Origin of the sequence: Flavobacterium agri (assembly GCF_013401995.1) — a bacterium.
In the GTDB taxonomy this organism is placed as follows: Bacteria; Bacteroidota; Bacteroidia; order Flavobacteriales; family Flavobacteriaceae; genus Flavobacterium; species Flavobacterium agri.
This window is the reverse complement of record NZ_JACBJI010000002.1, coordinates 613,281-627,994: the sequence shown is the minus strand read 5'-3', so window position 1 is coordinate 627,994 and position 14,714 is coordinate 613,281. Positions and strand designations below refer to the sequence as shown.

The window sequence follows — 14,714 nt, the reverse complement described above, 5'->3', positions numbered from 1 at the left end:
CTTCGCTCGGGCGCAATAATCTTCGACATACACCAAATTAAAAAAGCGCCATCAACGTGTGACAGCGCTTTTTCGTAACCTCTAAAAATCAAAAAAACTAAGACAATTGCGGCCCGGCTTTCACCAGGTTTGCGGCTTCAGACGAATCTGTATATTGTTGGAAATTCTCTACAAAGAGTTTTCCGAGGTTATGTGCTTTTTCTGTCCATTCGGACGCGTTTTGATACGTGTTTCTCGGATCGAGAATGTTTGTATCGACTCCTTCCAATCCTGTCGGTACGCTTAGGTTGAACACCGGGATCTGTTGCATTTCGGCATGCTCGATAGATCCGTCAAGAATCCTGTCGATGATCGCACGCGTATCTTTGATCGAAATACGCTTTCCAGTTCCGTTCCAGCCCGTGTTTACCATGTAAGCCGTCGCGTTGTGCTCTTCCATTTTCTTCACGAGTTCCGCTCCGTATTTAGACGGGTGAAGTGTTAGGAAAGCTTTGCCGAAACAGGCTGAAAACGTGGGTTGGGGTTCGGTTACGCCTCGCTCCGTTCCGGCAAGCTTAGCTGTAAATCCGGATAGGAAATAATATTGTGTCTGTTCTGGCGTAAGCTTCGAAACCGGTGGCATAACACCGAAAGCATCGGCAGTCAGAAAAATTACTTTTGAGGCGTGACCGGCCTTAGAAACCGGTTTTACGATATTATCGATGTGATAGATCGGATACGAAACACGTGTATTCTGTGTCACCGAACCATCGTTAAAATCAATCTTTCCGTTTGCGTCTACCGTTACGTTTTCGAGCAAGGCATCTTTGCGAATCGCATTGAAAATATCCGGTTCGGCTTCTTTATTAAGGTTGATGGTCTTTGCGTAGCATCCGCCTTCGAAATTGAAGACACCTTCGTTATCCCATCCGTGCTCGTCGTCACCGATCAATTCGCGTTTCGGATCGGTAGAAAGCGTGGTTTTTCCGGTTCCGGACAATCCGAAGAACACGGCCACATCGCCCTCTTTTCCTTTGTTGGCCGAACAGTGCATCGACGCGATTCCCTGAAGTGGAAGGTAATAGTTCATCATCGCGAACATTCCCTTTTTCATCTCGCCACCGTACCAAGTACCGCCAATAAGCTGCATCTTCTCGGTAAGGTTGAACGCGATATAAACTTCGGAATTCAATCCGTGGGCTTTGTAATCTTCGAAATGCGTTTTGGAAGCGTTCATCACGATGAAGTCCGGCTCATCGAAATTGTCTAGCTCTTCCTCGGTCGGACGGATGAACATATTCTTCACGAAATGTGCCTGCCAGGCCACTTCCATGATGAAACGCACTTTCAGGCGCGTGTCCTGGTTGGCGCCGCAAAAAGCATCCACCACATATAATTTCTTTCCTGAAAGTTGCTTTAGGGTCGTTTCCTTTAGCGCATTCCAAGTACCTTGCGAAATCGGTTTGTTGTCGTTGGCCGCTTTTTCCGATGTCCACCAAATGGTATCTTTCGTAACGTCGTCCTTAACGATATATTTATCTTTCGGGGAACGTCCTGTGAACTCTCCCGTCATCACATTCACTGCGCCAAGTTCAGACATCTGGCCTTTTTCAAAACCTTCCAAAGAGGAATTCAACTCATCCTCAAACAGTTGCTCGTAACTTGGATTGTAAATGATTTCCGCTGCATTCTCGATTCCGTATTGGGCAAGCGAAATCGATTTCGTAATTTGGGCGTAATTCTCCATGAATTGTTGCTAGTAGTTGTTTGCGTGACAAAAATAGAAATTAAAATTTACGAACTATAACGATTTCGTAATTTTAAGATTTTTGGCGAAAAAAATCGATGAGAAGCACAAACCAACCGATAATTAACAGCATTCCGCCGATCGGAGTTATCGGTCCGATAATTTTGTTAAAGTTTTCGGCCGCGCCCGTCGCCAACAAATAAATCGAGCCCGAAAAGAATATCACACCCGTAAAAATTAACCAAAAGATAATGTTCTTGGACTTTGCCGAAATTCCGGAATACGCGCCTACGAACAACAAGAAAAGCGCGTGATACATTTGGTATTTGACACCGGTTTCGAACGTCTGCAATTGTTCTGCATTTAAGATTTGTTTCAACGCGTGAGCTCCGAATGCGCCCAAAACGATTGCTGTCATTCCGAAAAAAGTACCCGCGATCAACAGTTTTCTGTCCATTTTGATGATTTTCAACAAAAGTAGCGCAAATCGACCCAAATTTTGATTTTAATATTTGCCCGTTTACCTTTGGCGCACTATTCTTTCAAAAATGAGAAACATCCTGATCATAGGAGCCGGCCGTTCGGCTTCGTCGCTTATCCAATATCTGCTCAATAAATCGGACATCGAGAACCTTCACCTGACCATAGGCGACCTTTCGCTTGAACTCGCACAGAGAAAAACCGCGAACCACGCAAACGCTACGGCGATCGCACTCGACATCCGTGACAAGGAACAAAGGATGGCCGAAATCGGGAAAGCCGATATCGTGATTTCGATGCTTCCGGCGCACATGCACATCGAAGTCGCGAAAGATTGTATCGCACTCAAGAAACACATGGTCACGGCTTCCTATATAAGTGAAGCGATGGCGAGTTTGGACGATGCCGCAAAGCAAAACGGCCTCGTTTTCATGAACGAAATCGGGCTTGACCCCGGAATCGACCATATGAGTGCGATGAAAATCATTGACGAAATCCGTGAAAAAGGCGGAAAAATGCTGTTGTTCGAATCGTTTTGCGGCGGATTGGTCGCTCCCGAATCGGACGACAACCTGTGGAATTACAAATTCACCTGGGCACCGAGAAATGTCGTATTGGCCGGACAAGGCGGAGCGGCGAAATTCATTCAGGAAGGAAAATACAAATACATCCCCTACCATAAATTGTTTCGCAGGACCGAATTCCTCGAAGTGGAAGGTTACGGAAAATTTGAGGGTTACGCCAACCGCGACTCGTTGAAATACCGCAGCGTTTACGGACTCGACGACGTTCTTACCTTATATAGAGGAACGATACGTCGCGTCGGATTTTCGCGCGCCTGGAATATGTTCGTGCAGTTGGGAATGACCGACGACACTTATGTCATCGACAATTCCGACACGATTTCGTATCGCGAATTCATCAACCTTTTCCTGCCTTATCATCCGACTGATTCCGTAGAGATCAAGCTTCGCCTGCAACTCGGTATCGAACAGGACGATATCATTTGGGATAAATTACTCGAGCTCGATTTGTTCAATCCGAAGAAAATCGTCGGTTTGCCGAATGCGACTCCGGCACAAATCCTTGAAAAAATACTTTCGGACAAATGGTCGCTCAAACCGGACGACAAAGACATGATCGTAATGTACCACAAATTCGGGTACGAACTCAACGGAGAAGAACACCAAATCGATTCGAAAATGGTGTGCATCGGCGACGACCAAACGTATACCGCAATGGCGAAAACCGTCGGATTGCCGGTTGCGATGGCAACTTTGCAGATCTTGAACGGAAAAATCACCACACCCGGCGTCCAGCTTCCGATCAATAAGGAAGTCTACGAACCGATTTTGGAAGAACTCGAGGAATTCGGCGTGATTTTCAAGGAGACGGAAATGCCGTACATCGGGTACAATCCCGATAAATTGTTGGGGAATTGATGATTCAACGCGTCCGGCTGAGATTTCTCCTACGTCGAAATCCCAACCATTTCCATTTAAAACCAAAATCCTTATCTTCGCTTTCAAACCGAAAGCCATGAAGATAAACTCGTTACAAATTGAAATCGACGGTATCGACAAACAGATTCTGCGCGATTTGATGGAAGACGCGCGCAAACCCATTTTGCAAATTGCGAATAAAATCGGGATTTCGGGAGCGGCGATCCACCAAAGGCTGCGAAAACTGGAACAAGCCGGTGTGATTTCGGGGTCGAAATTCGTGGTCGATACAAAAGTCCTGGGTTATTCGACGATGGCGTTCGTAGGCATTTATCTCGAAAAAGCATCGAGTAACTCTGAGGCGGTACGCGATCTCAAAAAAATCCCGGAAGTACTCGAATGCCACTACACTACCGGAAATTGGTCAATCCTTATCAAGATCATTTGTCGCGATAACGAGCATCTGATGCAGTTGCTCAATAAAAAGATACAGCCGATCGCGGGCGTTTCAAGGACAGAGACATTTATTTCTTTGGATCAGCAGATTGAGAGGCAAATCCAGCTGTAACCTCGTATCATTTACACACATATTTATCAATCCGCATAAAAAATCCGCCACTGCGGACGGACTTTTCATTTATGTCGGTTTTTGCATTATCTGCGGTTGTTGTAGATCGAAATATAGTACAGCAATGTCGCGAGTGACGAAATCGCGGCTACGACATATGTTCGCGCGGCCCATTTCAACGCATCTTTCGCACCGTCGTGTTCTTCTCGCGTCACCATATTTTTGTTTTCGAGCCAGGCCAAAGCGCGATTACTCGCATCGTATTCGACGGGAAGCGTCACGAACGAGAACACCGTCGTCGTCGCAAACAACAAAATCCCGATGAGCAGCAACTGCGGAAACGAATTGAGCAGCAAAATCCCACCGATAAGCAAGAAAGGCATCACTTTAGAAGCCACGTTCACCGCCGGAACAATCGCCGAACGGAACTGCAGCATCGCATACGCCTTTGCATGTTGCACCGCATGCCCGACTTCATGGGCGGCAACGGCTGCAGCGGCCGCATTTCGTTGGTTGTAAACGGCTTCGGAAAGGTTTACGGTTTTATCCGCGGGATTGTAATGGTCGGTCAAACGGCCTGGAGTCGATATTACGCGGACGTCGCGGATTCCGTGGTCGTCGAGCATTTGCTGCGCGATTTCAGCACCGCTCATGCCGTTGCGCAATTGTATTTTGGAATATTTGTCGAATTTGGATTGCAGACGTTGGCCGACAAGCCAGCTCGCAATCATGATTCCGATTATCAGTATCCACATTGGATTCATTTTGATTCAAGTTTTAGGTTTGATTCGCTTCAATCAAATTTGAAACCATTTGCCAAAATGTCACGTTGTAGTTTTGTTAAACTTGAATCATTCTTTTTTGGAAAAACGATCGCGCACGTTCATCATCGGAACCTCAAAATATTTATAAAGTACAGTAGAAATGAGGTATGTAAAAATCCAAAAACAGCAAATCTTTACAACAATAACCAAATAACCGTTTCTGCCTACGAGGATTTCCCAATCCAATCTGTTTATCACCCAGAATTTCACCAGTGAGAAGTTCACGAGATAAATAGAATAAGATATAAGGCTCGTGTACGTGAAAAAACGGAATAACAAACCCGTTCCACTTTTCACGGTTGTAAGGAACGGCAATAACATCAAAGTCGCCAAAGAAGTCAACGTAAATGAGAACACGTAGGTCATCATATCGCCCAAAATACCATATGTGACAATTCTTGCAAACGCGAAAAGCAATAATCCTGCGACAAGCATCGGCAATTTAAAACGCATCCAGACGCTTTGATGGAAAAAAGCGAAATAAGCACCAATCAACCCGAACATGATTCCGTCTATTCGTGTTGAAACCTGTCGCATGAAGAGTAAACCGTATTCTTCGGGCGATGTCTGACCCAAATTGATGAAGCGGTAATATCGGAAGGCGGTCACGGTCACGATCAAAACGACCGCCAACACCGGAAGATCGCGCTTTGGCCGGATTTTCACAAAAAAACCCAATCCGAACAGCAGTAAAGGGACGATGATGTAAAACCATTCCTCGACGCTCAGACTCCAGGCTTCAGGAAAAAAAGGCGGGTGATACGCGAACAAGTTCTGCGAAAAAACGTAATAATCAGCATAGTTCAAAGGGTTGAAGCCTGTGCGGAAAATACCCGAAAGCGTCAAAAGAAGCGTCAGCACCAAAATATAATTCGGTAAGGTCCGGAACCAACGCCTGGCCCAAAACGAAAACAGTTCCCGAAAACCGAACTTTCGGTTTTGGATGATCTTGATCAGGATTCCGCCGATCAAAAATCCGCTAAGCACAAAAAATATCCCAACCCCATCGAATATGAAAGCACTCAAATACTTGAATTTCTCGCTTGGGATCATCGTTTCGCAATGGTGCATCATCACGAAAAGAATGGCAAAAGCACGTAATATATCAAGTCCGTAGATGCGATTTGGACTCATTTCGATGTGCAGGATCTTCCTTATCATTCAAAGTTCGTCTTTTGCCTCAGAACGGCCAGGAAATCATCTTCCTCATCTGGTGAAATCAATACTTTCTCGCTTCCTACTTCTATCATGATGACGTTGCTTCTGTGCGTCACGTACCATTTCATCGCACCGAATTCCGTGTTCGAAAAATAGCCGTAATAACCGAAGAATCCACCGCTTCCCATGGTTCGGATTAGGCCTTTGCTCGGGATTTTCTCGACCTTTCGAGCAGACTTTATTTTGTCGAACGGAATGAAAACGTCCGTCCAGAAACGACGGATCGTAATGCCTTCGTCGCCTAACGCAAAACGCGTCGGCGCAAACGAAAATCCGAGCGTTAGAATAGCGGTCATCATGCAAGTGACCCAAATCCGGACGCGGATTCCTTCGCCGTCTTCGGGCGCGACCCAAACGCTTACCGCAATTGTAATGAGGACGACGGCAACGCAAACCGTGATGATTTTTGCCGTCAGGTCTAGCGATGCCGTGTATTTCTTCATTTTAAAGTACGATGTTGATGATTCTTCCCGGAACGACGATCACTTTCTTCGGAGCATTTCCGCCGAGTTGCGTAATCGTTCGCTCGTCTTTCAAGATGATTTCCTCGATTTGTTTCGGATTCAAATCCAAACCAAGCTCAATCGAAAATTTCGTCTTTCCGTTGAACGAAACCGGATATTCCTTGCTGCTTTCGATCAAATGTTCCGGATTAAATGTCGGGAAAGGCGCAGTCGAAATGCTGGTTTGGTGACCCAATTGGTGCCACAATTCCTCGGCGATGTGAGGCGCGTAAGGCGAAATCAAGATCGCGAGCGGCTCGAGAATCGTGCGCTCGTGGCAATTCATCGCGGTGAGTTCGTTCACGGCGATCATAAATTGGGAAACCGATGTGTTGAACGAAAATCCTTCGATGTCGTCCTGCACTTTTTTGATGGTTTTGTGCAACGTCTTCAAAGCGTCTTTGCTCGCTTCGTTCGAGGTCACGACCAATCCGTTGTCGTCGAAATACAGTTTCCACAATTTTTTGAGAAATCCGAAAACGCCCGTGATTCCCGCGGTATTCCACGGTTTGGCTTGTTCGAGAGGCCCGAGGAACATTTCGTACAGTCGCAACGTGTCTGCTCCGTATTCTTCGCAGATATCGTCGGGGTTGACGACGTTGTATTTGGATTTGGACATTTTTTCGACTTCGCGTCCAGTTATATATTTTCCATCTTCAAATAAAAAATCTGCTTCAGCAAATTCATCTCTCCAAAGTTTGAATTTCTCAACGTCCAACTCGTCCGAAGTACCAATTAAAAGTGATACATCTACGTGAAGTTTTTGCAAACTGAAGTCAGGCTCATGACCTTCAAAAACACTTGGATTTCTTTCTTCCAACTTTCTGACGACTTCATAATGTTCTTCTTTCCAAATCAAATCTTCAGGATCAACGTAAGCATTTAATCCACCTTTAGAAATTCTTTCATCGAGCTTTTTTTGAATTTTTTCGTAGTATCGATAAGATACCAATAATGGTTTCTCAGGCCTAGATATCGTTACGGAGCCAGCGGTTTCATTTCTTAAAATAACACTGTATGCAAAAGCGCTCATCCCCAAAATCATTCCCTGATTAATCAACTTCTTAAACGGCTCGTCTTTCGAGATAAAACCGCGGTCAAACAGGAATTTATTCCAGAAACGCGAATACAACAAATGGCCCGTCGCGTGTTCGCTTCCGCCGATGTACAGGTCGACGTTTTGCCAATACTGCTCGGCTTGCTCAGAGACGAAACGCTCGTTGTTGTGCGCGTCCATATAACGCAGCCAATACCACGAACTGCCCGCCCAGCCCGGCATGGTGTTCAATTCTAGCGGGAAAATGGTCTTTTCGTCAATCAGATCGTTTGAGACGACTTGGTTGGTTTCGGTATTCCAAGCCCAAACGGAAGCGTTTCCGAGTGGCGGTGAACCGTCTTCGGTCGGCAAATATTTTTCTACTTCGGGAAGCACGATTGGCAAATGCTGCAAATCGATCATCTGTGGCAAACCTTCCTTGTAATACACCGGGAACGGCTCACCCCAATAGCGTTGACGTGAGAAAACGGCGTCGCGCAAACGGTAGTTCGTCTTGCCTTTTCCGGCATTGATTTGCTCAAGTTCTTCGACAACTTTTTTCGTGGCGGACTTGTAATCCAAACCGTTCAAAAAGTCGGAATTCTTGAGTTTTACGTTGTCTTTGCTCGCGTATGCTTCTTTCGAAATATCAATGCCTTCGAAAATATTCTCGATCGGAATCTTGAAATGCGTCGCGAAGTCGTAATCGCGTTGGTCGCCCGCAGGAACGGCCATCACGGCGCCGGTTCCGTAACCTGCCAAAACGTAATCGCCAATCCAAATCGGAATCGGCAAACCGGTAAACGGATGAATCGCGTAAGCGCCCGTAAAAGCTCCCGAAATGGTTTTCACATCGGCCATTCTTTCACGCTCTGAACGCTTGGAAGTCGCGTCGATATAGGCGTCGATTTCGGCTTTTTGTTCTTCGGTGACGATTTTGGAAACGAGTTCGTGTTCGGGAGCAAGCGTCAAAAACGTGACCCCGAAAATGGTGTCAGGACGAGTCGTAAATACTTCAATAATTGGATCGTCCGGATCGGCGACCATTTCGGCTTCGTATCCGACAACCTGGAATTTGACCGAAGCGCCGACCGATTTTCCGATCCAGTTCGTCTGAGCGTCTTTCAAAGATTGCGTCCAGTCGATGTCGTTCAAACCTTGCAGCAAGCGTTCCGCGTAGGCAGAAATCCGCATGCTCCATTGCGTCATTTTCTTGCGGATGACGGGGAATCCGCCGCGCTCCGAAACGCCGTTCACGATTTCGTCGTTGGCGAGAACCGTTCCCAGACCCGGACACCAGTTCACTTCGGTTTCGGCGAGATAAGTCAAACGATATTTTAGTAGAATCCTGTCTTGCGCTTTTGGAGAAAGTGAATTCCAGAAAGCAGCGTCGAAGATTTCAATATTGTCGTCGGAAGCCGCATTCACGTTGGCATTTCCTTCTTTTTCGAATTTGTCGATAAGCGTGCAGATCGATTCCGCACGGTTCGAATCGAAATTGTACCACGAATTGAAAAGCTGGATGAAAATCCATTGCGTCCATTTGTAGTAATCGGGATTCGAGGTGCGTACTTCGCGTTCCCAATCGAACGAAAATCCGATTTTGTCTAACTGTTCGCGATAACGGGCGATGTTTTCTTTGGTAGTCTTTTCCGGATGTTGACCGGTTTGGATCGCATACTGTTCAGCCGGCAATCCGAAACTGTCGTAACCTTGCGGATGCAACACGTTGAAACCTTGGTGACGCTTGTATCTCGCGTAAATATCACTGGCGATGTAACCCAGCGGATGACCTACGTGCAAGCCTGCTCCCGATGGATACGGAAACATGTCGAGCACGTAATATTTTGGTTTTTCGGAATGGTTCGAGGCGGCGAATGTGTTGTTTTCGGCCCAGTATTTTTGCCAGCGGGCTTCGATTTCGTTCGGATTGTACTTCATAGTTTTTGCCACAAAGGCAGATTTTGTTTTTTTAGCCGCGAATGACACAATTACTATTGGTGAAATTCGTGTAATTCGTGGCAAACTTCAAGCTTTACAGCAAAGCCGCACAAAGTTACGTTTTGCATACGAATCTTAAAACTTTGTCCGTTAGTTTATCAAGCTTTTGCCACGTAACCCGATTTTCTTTTTTATTTTTACCGCAATTTCAACGCCTATGATCTCAAAATTTGACCGGTTCCAGAAACGCAGGTTGATTTCCTCCTATTTTTCGGTTGTCCTGAGTATTTTTTTGATGCTGTTTTTGTTGGGCGTCCTCGGGCTTTTCGTAATCAATTCCAAAAACCTTACGAACGACTTCAAGGAAACCGTGCCTTTGACCGTATATTTCAAAGACGAGGCGCAAGATTCGACGCACACCGCTTTTCGCGAGGAATTGCGCACAGCGCCTTGGGTAAAGGATTTCGCGTTCGTTTCTAAAGAACAGGCTGCAGAATTGCATCAAAAGGAAATCGGTGAGAATTTCATGGAATTTTTGGGGATCAACCCGCTTTTGAATTCTTACGACATCCATTTGCGCGCGCCTTATGTGGTGAACGACAGCATAGAGAAAATCCAAAGCCATTTGCGCGAAAACCCGATGCTCGCCGACGCGTATTACGACAAACAGCTCGTGACGATGGTCAACGACAACGTCGAGAAAGTGAGTATGTGGGTGCTTATCATCAGCGGAATTTTGGCGTTGATCGCGGTATTGCTGATCAATTCGTCTATGCGCTTGTCGATCCACTCCAATAGATTCATCATCAAGACGATGCAAATGGTCGGAGCGACCAAATCGTTCATTCGCCGACCGTTCATTTGGAGAAGCATCCGTTTGGGTATTATCGGCGCGGTTTTGGCCGTGATCGCACTCATCGGATTGCTGTATTACCTCGACACGAATTATCCGGGATTGGGCGTGATGCGCGACCAAATCATGACCGGAGCGGTGTTGTTGGGCGTTCTTTTGGCGGGAATCCTCATTACGTGGATCAGTACGTTCATCGCGACGCAACGATTTTTGAATTTGCGTACGGACGATTTGTATTAGAGTACCTGAGTACCTGAGACTGTGACAAATATTGAAAACCGATGTCTTTTCAGAAATAAAATCATACGAAATGGAAAACAATCAAGACAACAAAGACTTTCTTTTTGAAAAGGTCAACTATAAAATCCTGCTGATCGGGATTGCGGTAATCGCACTCGGCTTTATCCTTATGGCCGGCGGCGGAAGCGACGACCCGAAAGTGTTCAACGATTCGGTATTCGATTTCAGGAGAATCCGCCTTGCGCCGACTTTGGTTCTGATCGGATTCGGCGTGACGATTTACGGCATTTTGAAAAACCCTAAAAAATAGATTTCAAGATCTTCGGATTTCCAGATCATCAGATAATCGGCAGACGAATCTGAAATCTGTAAATCTGCAAATCCAACAAAAATGACCTACTTCCAAGCCATCCTCATCGCCATCATCGAAGGATTGACCGAATACCTGCCGGTTTCCTCGACGGCCCACATGATTTTCACGAGTTCGTATTTCGGAATCCAGGATGACGATTTTACGAAATTGTTCCAGGTCGCGATCCAATTCGGGGCAATTTTGGCCGTCGTGGTTTTATATTGGAGGAAATTCTTCGACTTCAAACGCTTCGGATTTTACATCAAACTCGCTTGCGCGGTCGTGCCCGCATTGGGCTTGGGCTTGCTGCTCGACGATTATATAGACGCGATTCTCGGAAAACCCGTCCCTATCGCTTGCGTGCTCATCATCGGCGGAATCCTGTTGTTGTTTTTGGACGAATATTTCAAAAATCCGACGATTGCCAAAGAAGAAGACATCACGATCAAAAAAGCCGTCACGATCGGTTTTTGGCAGTGTTTGGCGATGATGCCGGGCACAAGCCGTTCGGCCGCTTCGATTTTGGGCGGCATGCAACAGAAACTCAATCGTGAAACGGCCGCCGAATTCTCGTTTTTTCTCGCCGTTCCGACGATGTTGGCCGTGACCGTATATTCGGTTTTCGTCAAAACGTACCACACGACCGAACTCAAAGGATACGAATTGCTTTTACAACGACCGGAAAACCTTACGTTGTTCCTCATCGGGAACCTGATTGCGTTCGTGGTCGCGATCATCGCCATCAAATTCTTTATCGGCGTGATCAAAAAATACGGGTTCAAGCCTTGGGGTTATTACCGAATCGTGGCCGGAATCATCCTTTTGATTTACTTTAATTACAATTGATGCAAACGCCCGAAGATTTCCTCGAAGGACAAATACTGCTCATCGACAAACCGCTGCATTGGAGTTCGTTCCAGGCCGTGAACAAAATCAAGTGGCTTCTCAAATCGAAACTAGGGCTCAAGAAAATCAAGATCGGACACGCCGGAACGCTCGATCCGTTGGCGACCGGGCTTTTGATCTTGTGTACCGGAAAATTCACGAAAAGGATTCCCGAATTGCAAGGCCAGGTCAAGGAATACACGGGAACATTCCATATCGGCGCGACTACGCCTTCATATGATCTGGAAACCGAAATCAACGAGCGTTTTCCCGTCGATCATATATCCGAAGACTTGCTTCTGAAAACCGTTTCGGAACGATTCACAGGCGAAATCGACCAAAAACCACCGATTTTTTCGGCCATAAAAAAAGACGGCAAGCGATTGTACGAACATGCGCGCGCCGGAGAAGAAGTCGAGATCGCTTCCAGAAAAACGACGATCCACGAATTCGAACTTACGCGAATCGCTTTGCCCGAAGTCGATTTTCGCATCGTTTGCAGCAAAGGCACTTACATCCGGTCGATCGCTTTCGATTTGGGAAGAGTTTTGCAATCGGGCGCGCATTTGACCGCTTTGAGGCGCACCAAAATTGGGGAATATTCTGTAACTTTAGCTAAAACGCCAGAAGAATTCCAGAATGCGCTCACTCAGGATTAATTATCTTTTATTGTTATTTTTTATTGGGTTTTCGGGTTACAGCCAGTTTTTTCCTGAACTTCAACCCAAAGAAGAACGCGGCTTCAAATATATATTTTTTGGGGTTTCGCTTCCGTTGCGCCATCATTTGGACGGAGGCGCAGAAGTGGATAATCTACGCTTTTTGCCAGACGGCATCAACACCAAATTCGGGATCGGCATCCATTTGAACCGCTGGCTCGCCTCCGGGCTTCACACGGGAACCGAATGGCGCGCTTCCGAAAAACTGGTCGCCATCCCGATTTACAACAACGTCCGCATCGCGCCCAAAATCAACGAATACACGAGAATCGTCGTGCAGCCCGGCGCAGGTTGGGCATTCGGAATCTGGCATGGCGACAAATCGGGATATTATTGGAAAACGAGTGTAGGATTCGAGAATGTAGACGGCACTTCGGTCTACGCCGAATATTCGCAATACGGATTTTCGCTCGACAATACGGGGCAAATCCGCGCGATCAGCTTCGGATTGGGATTGACTATCTTTTAGCGTAAAGTGACACTTCCATTTCTTCCATGAGCTCGATAAGTTCGTTTTGGGTTGAAAGTCCTTTGTCGTGCGTATACCACAAATGCAGTTCGGTTTTGGCGGTTTCGTCGATCACGCCGTATTGGCTTTTGTACGATTTGATGAAATCGGCCGCGCCTTTCGGTCTCGGACCCCAAGTGCCTTTCACTTCGTTGGTTTCGGCATCGAGTACGATAAGTTTTGGGATTGAGCGCGAACCGTTCGTCAGGAACGTGTTCATCAACGCATCGTTCTCGTCTCTGAACACCAGTTTAAGTTCAATGTTCGGAGACAACGTCGCGAGTTTGTTCATCACGGGCACGACTTGGGCCGAATCCCCGCACCAACCTTCCGAAATCACGAGCCACACGTATTTTTGCTTGAGAGCCAGCAATCGTTTGATCAGGTCTTCGGGCACGACCAGTTTCTTGTCGAGACGGTTCATGCGCGATTCGTTGAGTTTGGTATAACCCAATAATGCTTCGGTTTGGGAGTTGCCCGTGACTTTTCCGTCTGCGAACAATTTGGTGATGATGTTTCGGTATTTTAAGTAGGTATGACTTCGGAACAATCCTTCTGCAATCGCCATTTTCATAATTTCCCGGATTTTGACGTAAAATTACGATATAAAACCCTACGTGAAAAGCCGTTTTTGAGGCTGTTAACATTTTTTGAACGGGCATTTCCCATTGGTCGGAATATCTCTATATTTGCACAACTTAACCCGAATTATGAAGTACAAAAGAATCCTCCTTAAACTCAGCGGAGAAGCGCTGATGGGCGACCGTCAATACGGAATCGATCCTGCGCGTCTGGCCGAATACGCCGAAGACATCAAACTTATCCACGAACAAGGCGTAGAAATCGCGATCGTGATAGGCGGAGGAAACATTTTTCGCGGAGTAGCCGGAGCCAGCAACGGTATGGACCGCGTCCAGGGCGATTACATGGGAATGCTCGCGACCGTCATCAACGGAATGGCTTTGCAGGGTGCACTCGAAGACAAAGGCATGCTCACGCGTTTGCAGACGGCTTTGAAGATCGAAGCGATCGCAGAACCGTACATCAAGCGCCGCGCAGTGCGTCATTTAGAGAAAAACCGCATCGTGATTTTTGGCGCCGGAACCGGTAACCCCTATTTCACGACCGATACGGCTGCCGTTTTGCGCGGAGTCGAAATCCATGCCGACGTGATCTTGAAAGGAACACGCGTCGACGGGATTTACACGGCCGATCCGGAGAAAGATCCGAACGCGACCAAATACGACACGCTTACGTTTGCCGAAGTCATCTCGAAAAACCTCAACGTCATGGATTCCACGGCTTTTACGTTGAGCCAGGAAAACGATTTGCCGATCGTGGTTTTCGACATGAACAAAAAGGGCAACCTGCTCAAGATTTGCCAGGGCGACAACATAGGAACGGTCGTTCAAGGCTGAT

The 14,714-nt window shown here is 46.7% G+C and carries 15 protein-coding genes; 8 read left to right on the top strand and 7 right to left on the bottom strand.

The features are described 5' to 3' along the window. Positions 1 to 97 precede the first annotated feature (97 nt). Both pckA and HZF10_RS06790 read right to left on the bottom strand, forming a co-directional pair. Positions 98 to 1,726: a phosphoenolpyruvate carboxykinase (ATP) gene (gene pckA / locus HZF10_RS06795; RefSeq protein ID WP_176005445.1), complete on the bottom strand. Its 1,629-nt coding sequence runs from the start codon at positions 1,724 to 1,726 to the stop codon at positions 98 to 100. 73 nt (positions 1,727 to 1,799) lie between these two features. After that, positions 1,800 to 2,183, bottom strand: a complete 384-nt coding sequence (locus HZF10_RS06790; protein ID WP_176005444.1) for a DUF423 domain-containing protein — start codon at positions 2,181 to 2,183, stop codon at positions 1,800 to 1,802. Positions 2,184 to 2,274: 91 nt separating this feature from the next. Between HZF10_RS06790 and HZF10_RS06785 the strand changes: the two genes are divergently transcribed. Continuing rightward, positions 2,275 to 3,648 carry a saccharopine dehydrogenase family protein gene (locus HZF10_RS06785; protein WP_176005443.1) on the top strand — a complete coding sequence of 458 codons (1,374 nt, stop codon included), beginning with the start codon at positions 2,275 to 2,277 and terminating at the stop codon, positions 3,646 to 3,648. 97 nt (positions 3,649 to 3,745) lie between these two features. Then, on the top strand, positions 3,746 to 4,216 hold the full coding sequence (locus HZF10_RS06780) for an Lrp/AsnC family transcriptional regulator (RefSeq protein ID WP_176005442.1): 471 nt from the start codon (positions 3,746 to 3,748) through the stop codon (positions 4,214 to 4,216). 86 nt (positions 4,217 to 4,302) lie between these two features. Here the strand turns inward: HZF10_RS06780 and HZF10_RS06775 are convergent, their stop codons facing one another. The 4 genes from HZF10_RS06775 to HZF10_RS06760 all read right to left on the bottom strand — a co-directional run bounded on the left by HZF10_RS06775 (position 4,303) and on the right by HZF10_RS06760 (position 9,738). Beyond that, on the bottom strand, positions 4,303 to 4,971 hold the full coding sequence (locus HZF10_RS06775) for a zinc metallopeptidase (protein WP_371315642.1): 669 nt from the start codon (positions 4,969 to 4,971) through the stop codon (positions 4,303 to 4,305). Between the two features lie 96 nt (positions 4,972 to 5,067). After that, positions 5,068 to 6,201, bottom strand: a complete 1,134-nt coding sequence (locus tag HZF10_RS06770) for an acyltransferase family protein (RefSeq protein WP_176005440.1) — start codon at positions 6,199 to 6,201, stop codon at positions 5,068 to 5,070. Then, on the bottom strand, positions 6,198 to 6,701 hold the full coding sequence (locus HZF10_RS06765; RefSeq protein WP_176005439.1) for a PH domain-containing protein: 504 nt from the start codon (positions 6,699 to 6,701) through the stop codon (positions 6,198 to 6,200). The genes HZF10_RS06770 and HZF10_RS06765 overlap by 4 nt, the downstream gene beginning before the upstream one ends. Position 6,702: 1 nt before the next feature. Further along, complete coding sequence (locus HZF10_RS06760) at positions 6,703 to 9,738, bottom strand: leucine--tRNA ligase (protein WP_176005496.1); 3,036 nt, start codon at positions 9,736 to 9,738, stop codon at positions 6,703 to 6,705. Between the two features lie 217 nt (positions 9,739 to 9,955). Between HZF10_RS06760 and HZF10_RS06755 the strand changes: the two genes are divergently transcribed. The 5 genes from HZF10_RS06755 to HZF10_RS06735 all read left to right on the top strand — a co-directional run bounded on the left by HZF10_RS06755 (position 9,956) and on the right by HZF10_RS06735 (position 13,256). Further along, positions 9,956 to 10,831, top strand: coding sequence for a cell division protein FtsX (locus tag HZF10_RS06755; RefSeq protein WP_176005438.1), 876 nt, complete (start codon positions 9,956 to 9,958; stop codon positions 10,829 to 10,831). A gap of 70 nt (positions 10,832 to 10,901) precedes the next feature. Next, positions 10,902 to 11,141, top strand: coding sequence for a DUF3098 domain-containing protein (locus tag HZF10_RS06750; RefSeq protein ID WP_176005437.1), 240 nt, complete (start codon positions 10,902 to 10,904; stop codon positions 11,139 to 11,141). 81 nt (positions 11,142 to 11,222) lie between these two features. Then, positions 11,223 to 12,029: an undecaprenyl-diphosphate phosphatase gene (locus HZF10_RS06745; RefSeq protein WP_176005436.1), complete on the top strand. Its 807-nt coding sequence runs from the start codon at positions 11,223 to 11,225 to the stop codon at positions 12,027 to 12,029. After that, the gene (truB, locus tag HZF10_RS06740) at positions 12,029 to 12,727 is read left to right on the top strand and encodes a tRNA pseudouridine(55) synthase TruB (protein ID WP_176005435.1); all 699 of its coding nucleotides are present in this window, start codon (positions 12,029 to 12,031) and stop codon (positions 12,725 to 12,727) included. The genes HZF10_RS06745 and truB overlap by 1 nt, the downstream gene beginning before the upstream one ends. A 10-nt stretch (positions 12,728 to 12,737) precedes the next feature. Beyond that, entirely contained in the window at positions 12,738 to 13,256 is a 519-nt protein-coding gene (locus tag HZF10_RS06735) for a hypothetical protein (protein WP_176005434.1), read from the top strand. Here HZF10_RS06735 and HZF10_RS06730 read toward each other — a convergent pair. Beyond that, positions 13,246 to 13,869, bottom strand: coding sequence for a thioredoxin family protein (locus tag HZF10_RS06730; RefSeq protein WP_176005433.1), 624 nt, complete (start codon positions 13,867 to 13,869; stop codon positions 13,246 to 13,248). The two genes, HZF10_RS06735 and HZF10_RS06730, sit on opposite strands and share 11 nt — an antisense overlap. Before the next feature lie 136 nt (positions 13,870 to 14,005). On the opposite strand from HZF10_RS06730, the gene pyrH reads away from it, so the two are divergent. Beyond that, positions 14,006 to 14,713, top strand: coding sequence for a UMP kinase (gene pyrH / locus HZF10_RS06725; RefSeq protein ID WP_176005432.1), 708 nt, complete (start codon positions 14,006 to 14,008; stop codon positions 14,711 to 14,713). Position 14,714: the final 1 nt, after the last annotated feature.